The organism is Spirosoma humi (assembly GCF_054776575.1).
Map to the genome: position 1 here is coordinate 283,171 of NZ_BAAHBR010000015.1, position 21,108 is coordinate 304,278.

The window sequence follows — 21,108 nt, forward strand, 5'->3', positions numbered from 1 at the left end:
TCCAGTTCGAACCAACAAGCATTATTCCTGCGAGGGTGATCCGAGTACTACGTTTACTAGCCTTGAGCAGGTAAATGAGATTGTGTCCGTTTGATTTACTCTTTTCGGGCGATAGCCGTAGGCGGATAACCAAATTCTTTTTTAAAGGCAAAGGAAAAATGCGACAGGTTCTCAAAGCCGGTCTCCAGAAAAACGTCCACCGGCTTTCGGTGTCTGACCGCAATCTGGTAGTGGGCATGCTCCAGGCGCTTTCGGGTTAGCCAGCGACCGGGCGTGGCGTTGAATATTTTTTGAAAATCCTTTTTAAAGGTAGTCAGGCTTCGCCCCGTTAAATAGCCGAACTTTTCCAGCGGCAGGTTGTACATGAAATGCTGCTCCATAAAATCGACCAGATTCACTTTACCCGGTTCATGAAACGAACTGAGCAGTCGCTGCACATGGGGGTGGCAGGCGTCCAGTATGGTCAGGCTTTCAGCGATTTTGATTTCTGCCAAATCCTGGGGCAATTCCTCACGCAGGCTGAAGTAAGGGGTCAATGAACTGACCAGGCTTTCCAGCAACGGATGTTTTTCCAGCGCCAGATGGCCTTTCCATTTGCCTTCGGCCGGATTGTCGGGCCGCGCGGTATAATGTTTTCGCAGCAATGCCTCAGGGAACAACATCGAAATGGAACGGAAGGGCTGATCAGGTTGGGGCAATTTAGCCATCCGGCCCAGTTGATTTCTGGGAATGAGCAGCGTTTCTCCGGGATTAAACGTATACGACTGATCGGCATACGATAAGACCAGCGTTCCCGCTACGACATAGACCAGTGCATGCTGATCCAGCATCAACTCCCGGCTATAATGTTTCTCCTTTTTGCAGGAGACAAAGATTCGGCCTTTTACCTGAGTACCTGGAGAATCCATAACGTGAATAAATTGGTTAATACGTACCCCGAACCATATGCCGGGTAAACGGTGAAGCGGACGACTTCACGCCATTTACCTCAATAGTATCGTTTTTTCGGCAAAGAATCCCTACCAATCCTGATTACCGAACCAGCCCTAACTGGAACAGGCTTTCGGCCGTGGCGATCATCGCTTCCTGGTTGGTTTTGGGTTGCCAACCGAGTAGGCGCGTGGCTTTCTGATGGCTGGCCTCTTTCACCATACCCAAATGCGGCAGAATCAATTTCACCTCTGGATTGACTAAGCCCACGATCCGGAGAATCCAGTTGGGAATTTCCCGTGTGGGCACCTTTGCGGCTCGATCGCCAAATTCAGCTCGCAAACGAGTAGCGATGTCTAACAGCGACAGGGCGTTACCCGATGTGGCCAGAAACCGCTGGTCCTTCGCTTTGGGATGGGTCATGGCCGTAATGTGCAGATCAGCTACGTCCCGAACGTCAACATAAACCGATTTAATTTTTGGAACACCTGTCAACTGGCCGTTCAGCATCTGATTAATGAACCGGATCGAATGGGAATAGTCCGCACCCAAAACCGGCCCTAAAACGCCAACCGGGTTAATCGCCGTCAGCTCGAGGCCTTTCCCCTCGCCATTCACATAGTCCCAGGCGGCTTTTTCGGATAACGTTTTTGATTTCTGGTAGGCCGGAATATCCTTTGTCAAATCCGTCCAGTCTTCTTCCGTGTACGGGGTGGGCTTGTCGGTACCGTAACAGACGGCACCAAATGCCGAGGTCAAAACTACCCGCTCCACTCCCGCTGCTTTGGCGGCACGTAGTACGTGTAATACCCCATTGACCGCCGGTACAATGTACTCGTCTTCGTGCCTGGCATAAAAATTGGGGGTGGGCGAGGCCGGGTGTATGACGTAACGGCAACCGGCTACGGCAGTTGTCCAGGCTGCCTGGTCGGACAGGTCCGCCTGAACAAACGATAGCTGGTCAAAATGGGTGATACCCGCTACCGACAGTAGCTGTTTTACGTCCGGTATACGCTGTAAAGACCGCAGGGACGTTCTTACCCGGTACCCTTTTCGTAAGAGCCCGACAATGCAATGGCTGGCGATGAAACCGGATCCGCCGGTTACCAGAATCTGATCTGCTGGAGTCATAATGGTAAAAAGTTGACACCCAAAGGTAGCGGGCCTGCTAAACGGGCATTTTGCTTTAAAGACGCTTTTACGTTGTTTAAACGTCCGGTTTCCCCCAAGTCATCGACAGGCCGCTACCCTATTCTCTGCGGAGCAGTCCAGCATCTCGCTAGATTTATTCATCCCATTCACTCTAAAAGAAATTTAAAATTGTATTGGTAACATTAGCTTAAGCGTTACCAGATTATGACTTTCTTCAATTTCCTGACAAGTGACATTGCAATAGATTTAGGCACAGCGAATACCTTGATTATTCATAAGGATCGGATTGTGGTGGATGAGCCTTCGATTATTGCCATGGACAGACTTAGTGGCAAAGTGCTGGCCATCGGCCACAAGGCCATGCAAATGCACGAAAAGACGAACGAAAATATTAAAACGATTCGTCCCCTAAAAGATGGCGTTATCGCCGATTTCACGGCCGCCGAGTTAATGATCCGTGGCTTAATTAAACTGCTTGAAAGTAGTGGAAAACTATTTTCACCCTCCCACCGAATGGTCGTCTCGATTCCGTCGGGCATCACAGAGGTGGAAAAGCGGGCCGTCAAAGACTCCTGCGAGCATGCCGGTGCCAAACAGGTCTACATGGTTTTTGAACCCATTGCCGCGGCCATTGGCATCGGCATTGACATTACCCAGCCCAATGGTACCATGATTGTAGACATAGGTGGCGGCACGACCGAGATTGCGGTCATTGCGTTGTCCGGCATTGTTTGCGAGCAATCCATCCGAACAGCCGGGGACGTTTTCACCCGCGATATTGTCGATTACATCCGCCGTGAACACAACCTGTTTATTGGCGAACGGTCGGCCGAACAAATCAAAATGGAGGTGGGCTCGGCGCTTTCCGAACTGGAAAATCCACCGGCCGACTATGAAGTTCGCGGGCGCGACCTGATGACGGGCATCCCGAAAGAAATTAAGGTGACCTACAGCGAAATAGCGTACGCGCTGGAAAAATCAGTATCGAAAATTGAAGAGGCAACGATGAAGGCCCTGGAAATGGCCCCACCCGAACTGTCGGCAGACATTTATACGAATGGTATTCACCTGACCGGTGGGGGCGCGTTGTTGCATGGCCTCGACCAACGGCTTTCGTCAAAGACCAAGCTGCCGGTTCATGTGGCCGAAGACCCGCTTAAAGCCGTCGTGAAAGGCACCGGCGAGGTGATCAAAAACATGGATATGTATCAGTCCGTTCTGATCAGTTAGGTAGTAACCGACCGACACGCACCTCAGGTCAGCTTGACCGGTGGTGGCCTACTGGTTACTACTGCCCGGGCTGACTTGAGGTGCGTGTCGGTTACCGCAACAAACTGGGTATGTTTACCAGCCAGGCAATGAGCAGGGTGAGGAGGAAAACAGCACCCATAAAAATTAATAACCAATCCGGTTTACGGGAGGGTTTTTCTTCGGGTGAGCTACCGGCTCGTTTATGGCCATCTTCCTGCCGAGCCGGATGGGGCGCGAACGAAGCAGGTTGCGCGAAAAGCATTTTTTTATTGGCCATACTACGGCTTGGGTGCTAAAAAAGAGCTGAATAATACAAACTCAAAATTGCAGTAGACTGCTTAGTAACCCCTGATAAATTCCTTAGAATCTACTTAGAAGACAAACTTTGCAGCGGTAGTTGCACGCTAAATATAGTTGATTCCAGGGAAGACACCGTTATCTGCCCGGCATGCAGGTGAATAATTCGCTCGACAAGCGACAGGCCGACGCCATACCCTCTCAGATCGGCGGTTTGCCGACTCCGAAAGAAGGGTTCGAAAAGATAGGGAAGCTCGTTTGCCGGAATGGCCGGGCCGGTATTCTGAATGGTGATCGTCAGGGTATTTTCCTGAACGCTGACCTGTACGAAAGCGTGTCCATTGTCGGAGAATTTACAGGCGTTTTCGATCAGGTTTTTGAGCGCCGTTGTCAACAACGTTTTACTGCCCTGCACAGCCAGCTGTTCCGGGTCTTCGGGTAAGTCACCAAACGCGATCGTTACCTGATAGCGTGGATTGAGGGCCGTCACCTCATCACGAACATCCCAGACAACTTCGTCCATCCGCACAGCTTCTTTCAGTAATTCACTGGCATCGTCCTGATTTACCCGCGACAGTTGCAGCAACTCATGCGTTAGGGTGGCCAGCTCACGTACATCATCGAGCACCGATCGAATCGTTTGCCGGTAAGCCTCGGGCTCCCGGTGGTTTAACAAGCTGACTTCCAGCTGCGAACTTATCTGGGTAAGCGGGTTCTTCAATTCGTGCGACACATTGGCGACAAACAGCCGCTGGGATCGAAACGAATCCGCTACGCGATCCAACAACCGGTTGATGGTCGCCGATAATCGACTCATTTCATCATTATCCTTTTTCACGATCAGTCGTTCATCCCGGTTATTGGGAAATATATCACTGACAATTTGATCGATTTGCTGCATCGGCCGCAGGGCATCCCCGGCAAAAAACCAGCCCGAAAACGCGGTGATGCCAACGATCAGGCAAAAGAGCGCCGTAAAGGCCCAGATGAGCCGCTTTAAAAACTCGTCGCCGTAGACATTCTCGGCACTGGCAACAACAATAAACTGACCGCCAGCCGCCCTGAACTGCGACCCCGATACATAGTATTCAGCCTGCGGAAAGTCTTTTCGCTGGTTTCTCCGGATGGCCTCTAGTACGGAATTGGAGATGGGTAACGAACCGCGTTCGTCGGTTGAGAAAATAACCGAATCCCGACTATCGAAGACGACGATCTTCTGGTTAGGCAACTGATCTTTCCGGATTCGGATCAGTTGTTTGATCAGTTGCGCATCCAGCCGGTGGTGAATCAGCATTTCGCCCGTCGTGTGGGCTTTTCGATTGAGTCGCCGGTAAAAATCCGATGAGATAAAATACCAGCAGAACGCATAGATACTCATAAATGCCAGCAGCAAAATACTGGACACCAGTCCCGTGAACCGTAACGCCAGGCGGTTGCGAATGGTCATTCCTCCTGTAGCATATAACCCATACCGAAGTGGGTATGAATCAGTTTTTTCGTATAGTTTTTATCGATCTTTTTGCGCAGGTAGTTGATGTATACCTCAACGACGTTGGTACCCGTATCGAAGTTCAAATCCCACACCTGCTCGGCAATAGCGGGTTTCGACAGGACGCGCCCCTGGTTGCGCATCAGGAATTCCAGCAGGGCAAACTCGCGCGCCGTCAGGTCAATGGGTTGTCCGTCGCGGGTAACCATCTTGGCATCCAGATTCATTTCAATTCCGCCATATCGCAGGTACTGGGCCGTCATCGTTACCTGGGTACCCCGCTTAGTTAAGGCACGTACCCGCGCCAGGAGTTCGGCAAAGTGAAAGGGTTTGGTCAGGTATTGATCGGCCCCCGCATCGAAGCCCGAAATTTTATCCTCCGTTTCGCCCAGCGCCGTCAGCATCAGGATCGGTGTCACAATGCCTTCGGCCCGAAGCTGCCGACAAAGTTCATAACCATTGAGGCCCGGCAGAATAAGATCGGTAATGATACCCGCGTAGTTATTTTTCATCGCCAGGCGCTTGGCAATTAGCCCATCATACGCAATATCGACTTCGAACTGGCTTTCTTCCAGACCCTGCTGAATCGCCTGAAGCGTCTTTGGCTCGTCTTCAACGACTAGTATTTTCATAGCGTACCCAGTTTAATAAACCCCAAGATGCGGACAAGGCAAAGCAATCGTCAGGCATCCACCAGCACATCGTTCATGCGTTGCAGGAGCGCTTCGACATCCTGCTGACGGGCTAACCGGTAGCGGGCAAACGACATACCCGATCCCACTTTTACCGTATACGCCCAGTTGGGCAACTGCCGGAACATATCCTCATCGGTGGTGTCATCGCCAACACTCACAATGAAATCGTAGGAAGCCTGCTCAACAATTTTGAGCGCTACCGTTCCTTTGCTGTGCTGAGCAGGTTTTACCTCGACCACTTTACTACCCTGAATAACGGTCAGGGGAATCGAGAAGGCCCCCCCCCGCAGCTGGGTGGCTAGTTCAACGGCCATCCCTTCCACATCGTCGGCCTCAGCCATCCGGTAATGCCAGGCAATGGCCGTTTCTTTTTCCTCAATAAATGAGCCGGGGAATCGCTCGACAGCCTCGTTCATCAGGGTCCGAACGGAGTCGACCCAGTCGCTATCCGACAGATCGAGCCGCTCCCAATCCTGATTGGGCTTTTTCAGAAAAGCCCCGTGTTCAGCCACCAGGTAGAGCGGAATGCCGGTAAACGTTTTCTCCAGAAAGGCCCGGTTACGTCCGCTGATGACGACCAGATCACTGCTTTCGGCAATGGTCAGAAAGGCCTCTTTCAGCGCATCCGATGGGCGCGCATCCGCCGGGTCATTGACGAGCGGTGCCAGTGTTCCGTCAAAATCGAACAACAACAACCGCTGGCGAGCCTCGCTAAAGGCAGAAATAAAGGGCTGAATAGGCAAGTCGGTTTCCAGGTCAGTCTGATTGCCCAGCAGGTTATCGAACGCCCGCAGAAAATCATTGCTCCACCGGAAAACATTGTGGTTCTGCAAGTGCATCCGCATACGCACCATGCGCTGCTCCTGCTCCTCGGGTGGCATCGCCAGCCCCTGTTTGATGGCATCGGCCACTTCCTGCGTATCGGTCGGATTAATGATCAGCGCATCAGGTAACTCCTGGGCGGCACCAGCTAACTCGCTCAAAATCAACACCCCCTGCTGATCCTGCCGACTCGCGACAAACTCTTTGCAGACCAGATTCATGCCATCCCGAATGGGAGTGATCAGGGCAATGTCGCAGGCGGTGTACAAGGCCATCAACTCAGTAAACGAGAGCGATGCATAGGAATACACGATGGGACGCCAGCCGATGGTTCCGAAGAGTCCATTGATTCGCCCGACGGTCTCTTCGATCTCCCGCTTGATTTCCTGATAATGCCCGATCTGGTCTCTCGACGGAACCACGGTCATCACAAACGTAACCTTGTCGTGCCAGTCGGGATTCTGGTTCAGAAACCGTTCATATCCCTGCAGCCGGTAGGTGATTCCCTTCGTATAATCGAGCCGGTCCACCGAAAAAATGATCTTATCCTGCCGAAGCAGGGTCTGGTACTGGTCTTTCATGGCGACCACCGCAGCATCCTGTCCACTACTGTTGAACTTGGTAAAATCAACACTGATGGGAAAGTCTTTGACCACCACCGAATGATCGGGCAACACGATGCGGGGTCCGATAATGGGTAGTGCCAGCACATCGGACACGCTTTGCATGAAATGCTGGACGTAATCGGCGGTATGAAAGCCAATGACGTCGGCCCCCAAAATGCCATTCAGCAAGGCCTGCCGCCAGGTACGGGGCAACAGTTTGATGATTTCGTAGGTGGGAAATGGAATATGAAAGAAATAGCCGATGGTGGCCGTCGGTATCGCTTTCCGGACCATATCAGGCAGTAGCATCAACTGAAAATCATGAATCCAGACCAGGTCACCGGGTTCGATCAGAGCCGTCAGTTCTTCCAGAAAACGGGTGTTGGCTTGCTGATAACTATCGAAATCCGTCTCCCGGAACGAGGCAAACGAGGTAAAATAATGAAACAAGGGCCAGATCAGATCATTACTGAATCCCTCATAAAAACCTTTGTGAACGGCTTCGTCCATAAAAACCGGGTGCGCCACAAAGGTTTCATTTTCAAATGCCGACGTCTCAATATGCTGCAATGAGGCATCGGCATGGCCAACCCAGTGAATTTTCGTTGCAGCCCCCTCCTGCTTCTGACCCAACCGTTCAGCCATCGACAGCACGGCCGACACCAGTCCGCCTGAATTCTGGACCAACTCGACTCCCTCATCTGTCTGCTGAAACGTGAACGGTAGTCGATACGAAACGATAAGCAATCGGTTAAATGTATTCATACGATCTGCGCTTACTGAGCGCCCAGTATAAGACAACAAATAAAGCCATATGGAATTAGAGCTGGCTTAAGCAGATCTTAGAAACTGCTTAGAGTACTTACCTATTAGTAAGTAACCAACCTGATGTGTAGTGTCAATCAGGCTATATCGGGTACTATTTAAAGCGGCATTTGTCCAAAGTCTGCCCTTTGCCAACTCATGTCCATCACTTGTGTTACTCTACACTTTATCTAAACCTTCCGTATTGCGCAATGTTTCATCTAAACAGGCTGATTGTGGGTATGGGTAATGCTTAGCTCACCTGTTTCTTAATCCTCAACACGTATGGAAAAAAATAACGCAGCATTGGATGAAAATCTTCGATGGTACAAAGACGCCATTATTTATGAACTACACATCAAAGCCTTCAGCGATGGCAATAGTGATGGAATCGGTGATTTTCAGGGCTTGCTCGGAAAGCTGGATTACTTACAGGAACTAGGCGTTACGGCCATCTGGCTGCTGCCTTTTTACCCATCGCCCCTGCGCGACGATGGATATGATATTGCGGATTACTATACCATTAACCCGTCATACGGGACAATTGAGCAGTTCAAACTTTTTCTGGAAGAGGCTCACCAGCGCAACCTGAAAGTCATTACGGAACTGGTCATCAACCACTCTTCCGACCAGCACCCCTGGTTTCAACGCGCCCGACGGGCCCCCAAGGGATCGCCCGAACGGGATTATTACGTCTGGACCGACGACCCGACCCAGTTCAAAGACGTCCGGATTATCTTTCAGGATTTCGAAACGTCTAACTGGACCTGGGACCCCGAAGCCCAGCAATACTACTGGCACCGCTTCTTCCATCACCAGCCCGACCTGAATTACGACAGCCCACTGGTGCAGAGCGAAGTATTCAAGATGATCGATTACTGGTGCGAACTGGGCGTAGATGGGTTTCGTCTGGATGCCGTTCCGTATCTGTTCGAGCGGGAAGGCACCAATGGTGAGAACCTGCCCGAAACGCATGCTTTCCTTAAAAAACTACGTAAACACATCGACGATCATTTTCCGGGAGTTGTGTTTCTGGCCGAAGCAAACATGTGGCCCGAAGATTCAGCTTCGTACTTTGGTGACGGCGACGAGTGCCACATGAACTACCATTTTCCGGTGATGCCCCGGATGTTCATGGCCCTTCAGATGGAGGACCGGTACCCAATAACCGATATTTTTGACCAGACACCCGCTATTCCGGACAATTGCCAATGGGCTATTTTCCTCAGAAATCACGACGAGCTAACCCTCGAAATGGTGACCGACGAAGAGCGGGATTACATGTACAAAACCTACGCGAAAGACCCCAAAGCTAAAATCAACCTCGGCATTCGGCACCGCCTGGCTCCGCTCATGGGCAACAACCGCAAGAAAGTAGAACTGCTCAATAGTCTGCTGTTTTCGCTGCCCGGTACGCCCGTCATTTATTATGGCGACGAAATCGGGATGGGCGATAACGTTTACCTGGGCGATCGGGATGGAGTTCGTACACCCATGCAGTGGTCACCCGATCGGAACGCGGGCTTCTCGAGCACCAACCCCCAAAAACTCTATTTACCAACTGTTCTTGACCCAGAGTACCATTACGAATCCGTGAATGTCGAAACCCAGCGACGCAACACGTCTTCGCTGTTCTGGTTCATGAAGCGGATGATCAACCTGCGAAAAATGTACAAGGCATTTGGGCGGGGCGATCTGGCTTTTCTGACCGTTGAAAACCCAAAAGTGCTGGCCTTTACCCGGTCGTACGAAAACGAAACGCTGCTGATCGTCATCAACTTATCCAAGTACGCCCAGCCGGCCGAAATAGAGCTAAAAGGATTCAAAGGATACGTGCCGGTCGAGGTATTCAGCAAAAACGCGTTCCCGCCCGTACCGGAGAACGAATCTTATTTCTTTACCCTGGCTTCCCATGATTATCAATGGTTTGCGCTGGAGAAACAGCGGACCGAAGCCATTGACTCGGCTACGCTACCCTCGGTTCGGGTGAAGAGTTGGCCTGAGTTACTGAACAGCCGTACCCGCCAAACGCTGGAAACGGTCGTACTGCCGGATTATTTACCCAAAACAGACTGGTTTAATGGCAAGGACCAGACGCTGCACGAGATAACCATCACGAATCACGCGCCCCTCGCGCTACCGAATGGATCAGCGTATGTGCTGCTGATTGAGGTCAGCTACGAGCGGGGTTTGCCCGAATTATACCAATTGGTGGTTGCTTTCGCCACCGACACGGTCGCAGCCAAACTAAGCGAAAGCTGTCCTGATTCCGTCATGGCGAAGCTGGATATGGGTGATGAGTCAGGGCTTTTGTGCGATGGCCTGTACCTCACGGAGGTGCAGCAGGCTTTTCTTCAGAACATGACGCAGAAACGTTCGGGCAAAGCTGGTCTTCAGTTTCAAAGCGTACCGGCGCTGGACACCTACGTGCTGGAGCATCCGGAAATCAAATCAAAACTGATCCCGAATGGTCCCGGTTATGCGTCGATCAGCTACGACTACAGATTTGTCCTGAAGCTATACCGCAAGCTGGATGTGCTGGTCAACCCCGATACCGAGATGATACGGTTCCTGTCCGAGACGGCCCAGTTCAAATTTGTCCCGGCCTTCTCCGGCTCTGTCGAGATAACAACGCCCGATAACCCGATTATGCTCGGAACCATGCAGGAAATGGTCGACAATCACGGCGACGGCAAAGGGTATGTGCTGGAACGGATCAATAACTTCATTGAGCGAATTCTGGCGCGGGATAAAGAGCAGCTTGATATGGCGCTGGACGCACCCAGGGGTACTTTGACGCAACCGATCGCCTTCGACGACTTGCCGTTTGAAACGCGGGAGCTGATCGGGCAGCGGGCAGCCGAGCAGGCACGCCTATTAGGCATTCGGATTGGGCAGATGCACCAGGCGCTGGCGTCCAGCAAATCGGTGAAAGATTTTGCCCCGGAAGACTTCTCCCTGCACTACCAGCGCTCTCTATTCTCGGGCATGCAGTCGCTGGTTCGGGAAAGTTTCCAACACACCAAAAGTACCTTAAAATCCCTCCCCGACGAGGTCAGACAGGATGTGGAGCAACTCCTGAGCCAAAAGGAGAAGGTGCTGACGACCCTCCGGCGGATCTACACCAAAAAGCTGGATACGACCAAAATCCGCATTCATGGTGATCTGAAACTGGAGAAAATCGTGGTTACCGGCAAAGACATTGCCATCCAGGATTTCGGTGGCGATCCTGCCCGCAGTTACAGCGAACGACGACTGAAACGGTCACCGCTGCGGGATGTAGCCAGCATGATTCATTCCTTTTATTACGTAACGTATGAGGGCTTCCTGAATAACAACCAGGTGCCGGAGGGCGATACAACGTTACGGTTGCTGCCATACGCTGCGCTGTGGGCGCATTACATGAGGGGATTTTTCATCAAATCTTATCTGGAGACGGTTCAGGGAAGTTCATTTGTTCCGGCGGATCCCGCCGAACAGCAAATGATGATCGAAACGTATCTATTAGAGAAAACGATTCCCAGTCTCGCCTACGAGCTGGCTCATCGACCCGACTGGGTGCGTGTTCCGTTGCAGGTGGTCAAGTCGATCATCGACGAATAAAGTAAGGATACCAAACGAAATGGGTCTGATGGGTGCAGGCAAGTTGCCTGCACCCATCAGACCCATTTCGTTCACACGATTAACTTTAATTGCGAATGTACTGATTGGACTAGGAAACCGTTTCTGCTTCCTCAATACGGCGCTCAGCCATCCGTTGCTTTTGCTGAGCTACTTTTATCGGGCTCCCAAAGGCGTAAAACCACTTACTCCGTAATCCTTTCGCCTTTCTTACGTCATGGATAATGTCGGACAACTCGTGGAAATTAATATGAAACGGGTTGGCTTTCTGATCGATATTGGTCGTAATTCCGTAAATGGGGCGCTCTTCTTCAGGCTGGTAGGTATCGAATAGGCGATCCCAAAAAATAAACGTCGCCCCAAAGTTTTTATCGATGTACTTCTCCTGCGAACCATGATGAACACGGTGATTGGAAGGAGTGGCAAATATAAATTCGACCCAGCGGGGCATCTTTTTAATGTACTCTGTGTGCACCCAGAACTGGAAAAGCACCGCCAACTGGCTAACGGTAAAGAAAACAATCGGATGAAAGCCCATTAACGCCACCGGCACAAAAAAGACAGTCTTCAGATTCTGGATCCAGCTTAGCCGAAACGAAACGCTCAGGTTATAATGCTCACCCGAATGATGAACCACGTGCGTTGCCCACCAGAAACGCTGTCCGTGCGAAACCCGGTGAGCCCAGTAACTACAAAAATCGAAGATCAAGTAGCACGGAATCATCGTCCACCACTGTAGTTCCATCCGCCAGGGCAACAGATTGTATAGCCACACAACACCATACAGTAAACCTAGCTTTACACCTGCCCCGACGACCAGCGACCCCAGCCCAACCAACACGGAGCCAACCGTTTCCCATTTATCATAGTAGGGTTTTTCCTGAATATAAGTAACAATCATCTCGATGGCCGTTAGAATGACCATGGCGGGCACAGCCCACAAAATGAGATTAGGAGCGCCCTGTTCTACCGTCCAGAGTTGTTCAATCGGAATCTTGGGTGCCCCAAAAAAGGAATCAGGCATAATCACGAGCATTTAGTCGGTCGTTGAGAAGAGCTCAAAAAACCGGTTTTCAGCTTAAAAAAGGCTTAATCAATTCTTAGAAACTCCTTAGAGATCGCTTAAGCGGCAAGTTACTCATTTACCAACCCCCGGCAATACGGTCAGCAAACTACGGCCCTTGGTCGCCACGGCTTCGCGGAGTTGATTACCGATGATATTTTTGATAATGTCGCCACTGTCACGTTCGCCCCGAACCAGGGCTTTCGTCAACTCGATGGCCTGATCGGTGGTGATTTTGCCCGGCATGGGCGGCTCGTTTTGGTCAACGATCGCATCCACAATGACGGGACCATCGTGCGCCAGCGCCCGGCGAATGATGTCGTCTGCATTCTTCGGATCATCAATCGTAAACCCCGTGGCACCACAGGCCTGCGCGTAGGCAGCGAAGTCGATTGACTGAATATCAACCCCGAACTCCGGATTTCCTTCCAGCACGATCTGTTCCCATTTTATCTGCCCGTAGGAATTATTATGGAAGATGAATACTTTGATCGGCAACTTATACTTGACGGCCGTCGCCATTTCGCCCATCAGCATGGTAAAGCCACCATCGCCCACAAGCGCAACCACCTGCCGACCCGGATAAGCTACTGAAGCGGCAATGGCGTAGGGCAAGCCCGACCCCATGGTCGCCAGCAAACCCGATGTCGAAAACTGCATGGTGCCCCGCATCTGAATATGGCGGGCGGCCCAGGTTGTGTTATTACCACAGTCGCAGGTGACGATGGCGTCATCGTTCAGCAACGGACTCAACACATGCGGCACCACTTGTGGCTTCATGGGTATAGCGCCCTGCGTACCCCGCTCGGTCATCAGCTCGCGCCAGAAAGTCATTCGTTCCTGTGCTTTCTCCAGAAAACTACGATCCTCCTTGCGATCAAGGAGGGGAAGTAAGGCCTGTAGAACCGTTTTTGTATCGCCGATCAGGCCCACATCGACCGGTGTGCGCAACCCGATGTGCGTCGGATCGAGGTCAATTTGAATGGTCTTGGCCTGTCCGGGTTTCGGGTAATATTCCAGATAAGGGAAGTGGGTGCCAACCATGACGAGCGTATCGCACTCTTCCATCGCATCCTGCGAAGGAGCCGTGCCCAACAGCCCTAACCCTCCGGTAGTATACGGATTATCGTCGGGAACGACGCCCTTTCCCAGCAGGGCTTTTAGAATGGGACCCCCTACTGCTTCAGCCAGTTGGATGACCTCGTCGCGGGCATGAAGGGCACCGCGGCCCGCAAAAACAACAACTTTACGGCCAGCGTTGATCAGGTCGGCAGCCCGTTTTAGCTGATCGATGGCGGGGGCAATATCGGTACTTACGCGTAGTACATCCGTATGCCCCTTAACGTTGGGCATCGTTCGCGTGTCATCGCCAGCGGTCCAGTCCTGGAAGTCTTTTGGAAAGGATATGTGCGATACCGTGCGCTGGCCAAGTGCCGTACGGATCGCCTGATCGACCGCATTAACTACGTGGTCAGGGCCCATAATGCGCTCATTGTACGGAGCCAGGTCCAGAAATACTTTCGTCAGATCGACATCCTGCTGGTACATAGAGCCACTGATATCGTGGTATGTATGGCCCGTAATGGCCAAAACCGGCTGACCATCGTATTTAGCGTCGTACAGCCCGTTCAGTAGATGGAGACCACCACAGCCGGAAGTAGCCATACAAACCCCCAGCTTACCGGTGAATTTAGCATACCCTGCCGCCATAAACGCAGCGGCTTCTTCATGGCGAACCTGAATAAACCGAATCTGATCCTGATGCGTACGCAGCGACTCAAAGAGTCCGTTTATGCCATCGCCGGGCAACCCAAAAATAGTATCGACGCCCCACTCGATTAATCGTTCAATTAAAAGATCTCCTCCTGTTTTTGCCATAAGTCAAACAGGCGTTTGTATCTGGTTCACTGCGTAAACGGCCTGCTATAGTCTATAAGCTTCATCCGAACTATATTGTTGGTGTCAACACGGTAGTTTTACGGGAATTATGAGCGTAGGCACTTGAACCAGGTCAGGAAATAAACCTGACCCGTAGCCCAATCAGGTTACTCGTCGGGATTGCAAGGCTCTTACCCATTCGTTGCGTTTACAACGGGGACAAATCTGGTTGACCGCATGGGTACTTAATGCCCCTACATGTCCGCAAAAACTACAACTATATTCACCTGACTGATCAATTTTTGTTGATCGTTTGGCAAACAACTCGGGCAGAATGGGCAACCCTGGCTTTACGTCCGCATCTTCGTAGTAGTAGAGACTGACGTTGCCGCTGCTTTCTACGTACGCTCTTCGCAACTGGCCTAGATGCTCGACCCCGGCCGAACGAAGCTCCATAAAAAACTCATCCTGCCCCAAATCTTCTTTCGCAAACTCGTCGATGGCAAATACCCCTTCGTCAATGATGAGCACGGCTTTTCCTTCTACCCAGTCGGAGAGCTTAACCGACTTTGCGGCCAGTTTCGCTAAAAATCGATAGCTTAAGATGATGATCAGAAAGACCGCTAAGGCAGGCAGCAGACCAACGTCATCGTAAAACATGGGGTCGCCAGCCGCCGAGCCAAGACCAATGATCAGCACGAGCTCAATAACTGATAGCTGTCGGACAGTACGCTTTCCGGTTGCCCGCAACGCCAGAAAAATAACACAAAACATGACCAGCGATCGGCCCAGCACTTCCAGCAAAAACAGAGGGGGTAACTCACCAAATAGAATGCGTTGCCAATCGGTAAGTTTATAAGGGTTCATCGGCCAGACCAGGATTAGAGGGCTAAACCACTCGTCGGCGGATAGACACATCCATGTATACGCCGACAAATGAAATTCGCTACTAAGCCAACCTTCTGCGTGAAAAATAGTTTACTAAGTTCTGTTTTACATAAACGATGAAGGTAGCTGTCCGTGTGGGCATCCGAGGCTATTTGACGTCCGCTGGATAAACTTAACTAGCTTTTTCAATAACAATTCTGGTTGTGTACGTACACAACATTCAGGCTACCACCAAAATAAACACAATGGAAGTAAATGGCCCGATCGTCTTTATTGATGACGATGAAGATGACCAGCTTATCCTCAAGCCTATTTTAGAAGAAATTGCCCCGTTGAGCCCCATTTTATTTTTCAATAATGGACAGCAGGCGATTGATTACCTCAAAACGACCGACCAACGGCCCTTTCTGATTATTTCCGAAGTTAATTTAGCGGGAATGGGTGGACTGGAATTACGCCGACAGATCGAAACCGACACGCAGCTAAAAAAGCGAGCCATTCCCTTCATATTCTTTACCCATCCCGTTTACAAGCATATGGTTGAGGAAGCGTACGATCTGACTATCCAGGGTTTTTTCGAAAAAATGGATAGCATCAGCGAGATACGCATGCAACTACAGGCCATCATCGACTATTGGTCAAAATGCCTGCACCCCAACCGCTTCACGAACGAGGATTAACTCATAAACGAGGGTAATTCTTCGCATCATCATCGAGCACCAGCACCCAGTCCTGCCCATACCCTTGCGTGGGGGGCTTAAACTGTTGTGGTTTCAGGTTCTCAAAATGACCCGCGGACTGGGTTTTACCCGTTCGCGGGTCGAACCAGGTGGCGGTTAAACGTTTTCCGGCAATCTTACCCGCATTTACGGTGAATGGTTTGCCCGTTGCGGCATACACAAAGGCGTAATCGGTTCCGCGGGTAGCCTGAATGCGTTCGGCAGAACTCAGGTTATTTTCAACAATGAGCGACTGATCAGGAACCCGGTCGAGTAGCGGGCGGGCCGTCATCAGATGGCGCACATGCGCCATCTGAGCGGCCCCCGGAAGCTCCATCGCTTCCTGCCAAAAGAAATGGGGCCCGTTGACGGATGGGCGTTTGGCACTATACATCTGCCAGATGTCATGGCAACCGTAGGTATGTCCGTGCGCCCCCGCAAACAGGTCCAGATAAGCGTATAGCCGTACATCGTAGGCGTTGGACGTACCCAAATCGTTGGCGTTGAAACAGACGGGATGGTCCTCGTAAATCGGCTCGGCATCTATCGTTGGTCGGGTGGGTTGGCGATTGTAGGACACGCTGATGTTGTCGTATATGGGTGTAAAGCGACAATGCCCATTCTGGTGCATGTTGAAGTCGAACCAGTCGTCGGCCTGAAACCATTTCGACGCCCCGCCCTCCTGTCCGTTAGGCTGCGGATGGTACGTCATCAGTGCCTTATCGGCTCCCCCAACGCCCTCCTCGATACCGGCAGCCATAGCCCGCCAAATGGCCAGATCCTGTGATCCTTCGCGCGGGTTACGGTCACCACCCAGAATCCAGACAATATTCTCGCGGTTTTTATACCGGTTACCGACGTACCGACCATAGGCGTTGGCATTGGCGACGGTAAAGATTTCGGGACCCTGGCCCCAGGTACTTTTAAAAATTTTATCCCCCCAGGTCGGCAGAAAACCAATTACGATGCCGTACTGGGCCGCTTTATCGATAATGAAATCGACGTGCTTAAAATAGGCTTCATTGGGAGTGGTCGGGTCGTTGTTGAGCAAGGGCGTATCGCCGTAAGGATTGGGTTCTTTAAGGCCATCGAACTCGGCCAGTGCTACTGCCTGCACCACTGTAAAACCCTGTTCTGCCCGGCGTTTAAGGTATTGGTCGGCCTCTTCGCGGTTGAGCCGGTGAAACAGTTCCCAGGCTGTATCGCCCAGCCAGAAAAAGGGAGTCCCATTCTGATGAACCAGATAACGCTTATTGGCTGACACCTTCAGTCGTCCATTGGTAAACGGTTGCTGTGCCATAACGAAGCTCTGCACAAACAGCAATCCGGTCAGCATCATGAGTTTTTTCATGGGAAATTGTTTTAGTTGCGGGTACAACGGGCCGTCGGTATACTTTTCTGCCCGTTGTACCCTATAAACCAAAAAACCCGCCTTAATTACCCATGCCCCTCTTTCTGCAATCCGGCCCCATCCGCGTCCGCTACGAAAACGGTTTTCTACGCTACTTAACGCAGGGCGATAGCGAAATTATTCGGATGATCTATTTTGCCATTCGGGATCATAACTGGCTCACAGCCGCGCTAACCATTACAGATGAAGTGATTGATCAGCAGGCCGATTTCTTCCACATCCAGTATAACTGGCAGACGAACGACCCGACCATCCAGATGGCGGGGCGTGTCGACATCCAGGGCAACAGACAGGGCGTTATATCGGTCGATTTTTACGGGAAAGCTCTTACTACGTTTCAGCGAAACCGGATTGGCCTCTGCGTGCTGCACCCGATCGAGGGTGTCTTAGGGCAACCGGCGGAACTGACCGCCCCCGACGGAGCGATAACCAGCGGGCATTTCCCCACGACGATCAGCCCCCATCAGCCGTTCCTGAACCTCAAGACGATGCGCTGGCAACCCGCTTCCGGCAGTGTCTGGCAGTTGGATTTCTCGGGCGATGTGTTTGAAACGGAGGATCAGCGCAACTGGACCGACGCTTCGTTTAAAACGTATTCGACTCCGCTTACCCAGCCGTTTCCGGTCACGGTTCAGGCTGAAGACGAGGTTCGTCAGCGCGTGGTATTCAGGCCATCGACACAGGCGTTATCGAACCAGCTAACCGCTTCACCCACGACGAAACCAGATCCGTCCATCGCGGCACCGCAACCGGATCAGTTGCGTATTGGCGTGGGCCAATGGGCGGGTGGTCCACCCCTGACCCCTACCGAAGCGGCTTTACTTCGGCGTTTACACCTGGCGCATCTGCGCACCGATGTGTTCTTTAGCCTTCCCGACTGGCAGGAACGCCTGACAAACGCCGTAGCGGATGCCCGGCAGCTTACGATTCCGCTTGAACTGGCCGTGTTTTTTGGCAACGACCCATCGGCTGAGCTTGCACAATTACGCGCTTTTCTGCCAAGACAGACCGTACCCGTCCGCGCCATGCTCCTCTTCGACGCAGCGACCTTGACAACTTCCGATCAACTTTTACAACGGGTCGTACGGACGGTACGGACGGATTGGCCCGGCGTCTTGATTGGTGGCGGTACCGACGACAATTTCGCCGAACTGAACCGGCATCGGTTTGATTTCAGCCTGGTCGATTTTGTATCTTATTCGATCAATCCGCAGGTTCATGCATACGACGATCTGACGATGACCGAAAACATCGCCGGACAGTCCGAAACGGTGTTTTCGACCCGGTTGTTCAGCGGAAACAAGCCGATTCATGTTTCACCCGTCACCTTACGTCCCCGCTACACAACCCTGGCCGGAGCCGCCACAGAACGTCTGGATGCCCCCGCCGACCCTCGCCAAACCACTCAGTTTGGGGCCGAATGGACGCGTCAGAGCCTTATAGCCCTGGCAAAAGCCGGGGTTTCATCTGTTACTTATTACCAGACCCACGGTCCGGGTGGCTTGGTTAATGGCGACACGATTTATCCGCTTTTCTCGGCTTTCGACGACTACCCGTCCTGACCCCATCCCTGAAAGGTACGATTTTGACCTACGGCATGAACGTTTCAACAAACCAACTTTGAGCGTTTCAACAAAGTTGGCGGGATAACCTGAGCCGACCTTTGTCAAAACAAAAAGCACAGTAAAATGACAAATGTTTGGTTTATTACCGGAAGCTCGCGCGGCCTAGGCCGCAGTTTAACCGAAGCGGTACTGGCAAAAGGCGACAACGTAGCCGCAACGGCCCGCAACCCGAATCAACTGGCGGCTCTCGCTGAAAAGTACCCGAATCAGATTTTACCCATCCAACTGAATGTGACCGACAAAGCACAAATCCGCGCGGCCGTTGAGCAGACCATAGCGCGTTTCGGGCGAATTGATGTCTTGGTCAACAATGCCGGTTTTGGCATCATCGGAGCTGCCGAAGCCTTCACCGACGAACAGGTTCGCAGTCAGTTGGAAACGAATCTCTACGCGCCCATTGACATAACCCGCGCTGTTCTGCCGATCATGCGCCGACAACGCTCCGGGCATATTCTGCAAATCAGTTCCGTGGGCGGTCGGGTTGGCAACGCAGGCCTGACCATGTATCAGGCCGCCAAATTTGGGCTGGGTGGTTTTACGGAAGCCCTTGCCAGCGAAGTGGCCCCCCTTGGCATCCACGTAACCAGTGTAGAGCCGGGCGGCTTTCGAACCGACTGGGCTGGAGACTCCATGACGTATGCAGAGCCCGTTGAAGGTTACGAAAGCACCGTGGATCAACGGGTTAATTACTTTAAAGGGGGTATGTTTGTTCCCATGGGCGACCCCGCCAAGGCTGCCATTGCCATGATCAACCTGGTTGAGCATCCTGAACCACCCGTGCATCTGATCCTGGGCAGTGAAGCGGTAGCCATCCTGAAACAGGCCGATGCCGCCAGAAAAGCGGAGCTGGAGACATGGGAGTCGGTAAGCCTCTCGACCGACCATCAGGATGCCGTTAACTTTCTGGATACGGAACAAGGCCAGTCGATGTTCAAACGGTAAGCTGCCTGCGCACAAACAAAGCAGGCGATTGACGCTCAATCAGCAGGGTTGTAACGAATTCGGGCAACCCTGCTGTTTACCCATTAACTTAACTCACTGACCATGCCTGAGCTGAAGGAAATCAACCGGTTACCCAAAATAGTTTATTCCTGCTATTACACCCGAACCCGCGAGGGCGAACAATTCGTGTCTGAACACGTCTTTAGTTACCAGATTTCCGGTACGCTTGTCGTAAACGATGGCCAGCAGGCGTATACGTTCAACGAAGGCGATTTTCTATTCAGCCGACGCAACCATCTGATTAAATTCGTCAAGCAGCCCCCCGCGAACGGAGAGTACAAGACGCTATCCATCTACCTGGATCAGGAAACGTTGCGTAAATTCAGTCTGGAATACGGTTATACAGCAGAGCCGCATCAGGTCGGGAATTCAATCCTGAGGCTGACACCGCATGCGCTCTACAAGAGCTACATGGACTCCCTGTTGCCTTATTTACAGGCCGGCCAGTCCATTAATGAAAATATCCAGACCCTGAAACTGAACGAAGCGATTCTGATTCTGCTCCAGGCAAATCCGGATTTAAAAAATAGTCTGTTCGACTTTTCGGAACCGGGTAAGCTGGATCTGGAAAGCTTCATGAATAAAAACTTCCATTTCAACGTGGAACTGAAGCGATTCGCTTATTTGACCGGTCGAAGCCTGGCCACATTCAAACGGGATTTTGAAAAGATTTTTCACATGACGCCCAGCCGATGGCTCCAGCAGCGCCGACTTCAGGAAGCACATTACCTTATTAAAGAAAAAGGCAAGGCCCCCTCCGATGTGTATCTGGAGCTTGGCTTCGAAGACCTCTCCCACTTTTCGTTTGCTTTCAAAAAAACGTACGGACTGGCCCCGTCAAAGATTTAGGCTGGGC

The 21,108-nt window shown here is 51.7% G+C and carries 16 protein-coding genes; 6 read left to right on the plus strand and 10 right to left on the minus strand.

Going from position 1 to position 21,108, the window contains the following annotated elements; genetic code table 11:
• Positions 1-95 precede the first annotated feature (95 nt).
• Positions 96-908, minus strand: coding sequence for an AraC family transcriptional regulator (locus ACYU8Y_RS17495; RefSeq protein ID WP_460939342.1), 813 nt, complete (start codon positions 906-908; stop codon positions 96-98).
• A 124-nt stretch (positions 909-1,032) separates the two neighbouring features.
• Positions 1,033-2,061 carry an SDR family oxidoreductase gene (locus ACYU8Y_RS17500; RefSeq protein ID WP_460939343.1) on the minus strand — a complete coding sequence of 343 codons (1,029 nt, stop codon included), beginning with the start codon at positions 2,059-2,061 and terminating at the stop codon, positions 1,033-1,035.
• A 225-nt stretch (positions 2,062-2,286) separates the two neighbouring features.
• Between ACYU8Y_RS17500 and ACYU8Y_RS17505 the strand changes: the two genes are divergently transcribed.
• Entirely contained in the window at positions 2,287-3,312 is a 1,026-nt protein-coding gene (locus ACYU8Y_RS17505; protein WP_460939344.1) for a rod shape-determining protein, read from the plus strand.
• A 91-nt stretch (positions 3,313-3,403) separates the two neighbouring features.
• Here the strand turns inward: ACYU8Y_RS17505 and ACYU8Y_RS17510 are convergent, their stop codons facing one another.
• From ACYU8Y_RS17510 to ACYU8Y_RS17525, 4 genes are all read right to left on the minus strand, one after another.
• Complete coding sequence (locus ACYU8Y_RS17510; RefSeq protein ID WP_460939345.1) at positions 3,404-3,610, minus strand: hypothetical protein; 207 nt, start codon at positions 3,608-3,610, stop codon at positions 3,404-3,406.
• A 90-nt stretch (positions 3,611-3,700) separates the two neighbouring features.
• Positions 3,701-5,077, minus strand: a complete 1,377-nt coding sequence (locus tag ACYU8Y_RS17515) for a sensor histidine kinase (protein WP_460939346.1) — start codon at positions 5,075-5,077, stop codon at positions 3,701-3,703.
• Positions 5,074-5,751, minus strand: coding sequence for a response regulator transcription factor (locus tag ACYU8Y_RS17520; RefSeq protein WP_460939347.1), 678 nt, complete (start codon positions 5,749-5,751; stop codon positions 5,074-5,076). Before ACYU8Y_RS17520 ends, ACYU8Y_RS17515 begins: the two co-directional genes overlap by 4 nt.
• 50 nt (positions 5,752-5,801) lie before the next feature.
• On the minus strand, positions 5,802-8,006 hold the full coding sequence (locus ACYU8Y_RS17525; protein WP_460939348.1) for a bifunctional alpha,alpha-trehalose-phosphate synthase (UDP-forming)/trehalose-phosphatase: 2,205 nt from the start codon (positions 8,004-8,006) through the stop codon (positions 5,802-5,804).
• Positions 8,007-8,330: 324 nt separating this feature from the next.
• Between ACYU8Y_RS17525 and treS the strand changes: the two genes are divergently transcribed.
• Complete coding sequence (gene treS / locus ACYU8Y_RS17530; RefSeq protein ID WP_460939349.1) at positions 8,331-11,648, plus strand: maltose alpha-D-glucosyltransferase; 3,318 nt, start codon at positions 8,331-8,333, stop codon at positions 11,646-11,648.
• Between the two features lie 109 nt (positions 11,649-11,757).
• Here treS and ACYU8Y_RS17535 read toward each other — a convergent pair whose 3' ends face one another.
• The 3 genes from ACYU8Y_RS17535 to ACYU8Y_RS17545 all read right to left on the minus strand — a co-directional run bounded on the left by ACYU8Y_RS17535 (position 11,758) and on the right by ACYU8Y_RS17545 (position 15,474).
• Positions 11,758-12,690 (minus strand): sterol desaturase family protein, encoded by a 933-nt coding sequence (locus ACYU8Y_RS17535; protein ID WP_460939350.1) that lies wholly within the window; start codon positions 12,688-12,690, stop codon positions 11,758-11,760.
• A gap of 114 nt (positions 12,691-12,804) precedes the next feature.
• Positions 12,805-14,607 carry a thiamine pyrophosphate-dependent enzyme gene (locus ACYU8Y_RS17540; protein ID WP_460939351.1) on the minus strand — a complete coding sequence of 601 codons (1,803 nt, stop codon included), beginning with the start codon at positions 14,605-14,607 and terminating at the stop codon, positions 12,805-12,807.
• A gap of 162 nt (positions 14,608-14,769) precedes the next feature.
• Positions 14,770-15,474 carry a DUF421 domain-containing protein gene (locus ACYU8Y_RS17545; protein ID WP_460939352.1) on the minus strand — a complete coding sequence of 235 codons (705 nt, stop codon included), beginning with the start codon at positions 15,472-15,474 and terminating at the stop codon, positions 14,770-14,772.
• A 224-nt stretch (positions 15,475-15,698) separates the two neighbouring features.
• Between ACYU8Y_RS17545 and ACYU8Y_RS17550 the strand changes: the two genes are divergently transcribed.
• Positions 15,699-16,175, plus strand: coding sequence for a response regulator (locus tag ACYU8Y_RS17550; RefSeq protein WP_460939353.1), 477 nt, complete (start codon positions 15,699-15,701; stop codon positions 16,173-16,175).
• A gap of 1 nt (position 16,176) precedes the next feature.
• Here ACYU8Y_RS17550 and ACYU8Y_RS17555 read toward each other — a convergent pair whose 3' ends face one another.
• Positions 16,177-17,565 (minus strand): glycoside hydrolase family 140 protein, encoded by a 1,389-nt coding sequence (locus tag ACYU8Y_RS17555; protein ID WP_460939354.1) that lies wholly within the window; start codon positions 17,563-17,565, stop codon positions 16,177-16,179.
• A gap of 92 nt (positions 17,566-17,657) precedes the next feature.
• Between ACYU8Y_RS17555 and ACYU8Y_RS17560 the strand changes: the two genes are divergently transcribed.
• The 3 genes from ACYU8Y_RS17560 to ACYU8Y_RS17570 all read left to right on the plus strand — a co-directional run bounded on the left by ACYU8Y_RS17560 (position 17,658) and on the right by ACYU8Y_RS17570 (position 21,101).
• A complete protein-coding gene (locus tag ACYU8Y_RS17560; protein ID WP_460939355.1) occupies positions 17,658-19,187 on the plus strand; it encodes a hypothetical protein in 1,530 nt (509 codons plus the stop codon).
• 126 nt (positions 19,188-19,313) lie between these two features.
• Positions 19,314-20,192 (plus strand): oxidoreductase, encoded by an 879-nt coding sequence (locus ACYU8Y_RS17565; RefSeq protein ID WP_460939356.1) that lies wholly within the window; start codon positions 19,314-19,316, stop codon positions 20,190-20,192.
• 102 nt (positions 20,193-20,294) lie between these two features.
• On the plus strand, positions 20,295-21,101 hold the full coding sequence (locus ACYU8Y_RS17570; RefSeq protein ID WP_460939357.1) for a helix-turn-helix domain-containing protein: 807 nt from the start codon (positions 20,295-20,297) through the stop codon (positions 21,099-21,101).
• The last annotated feature ends 7 nt before the right edge of the window (positions 21,102-21,108 follow it).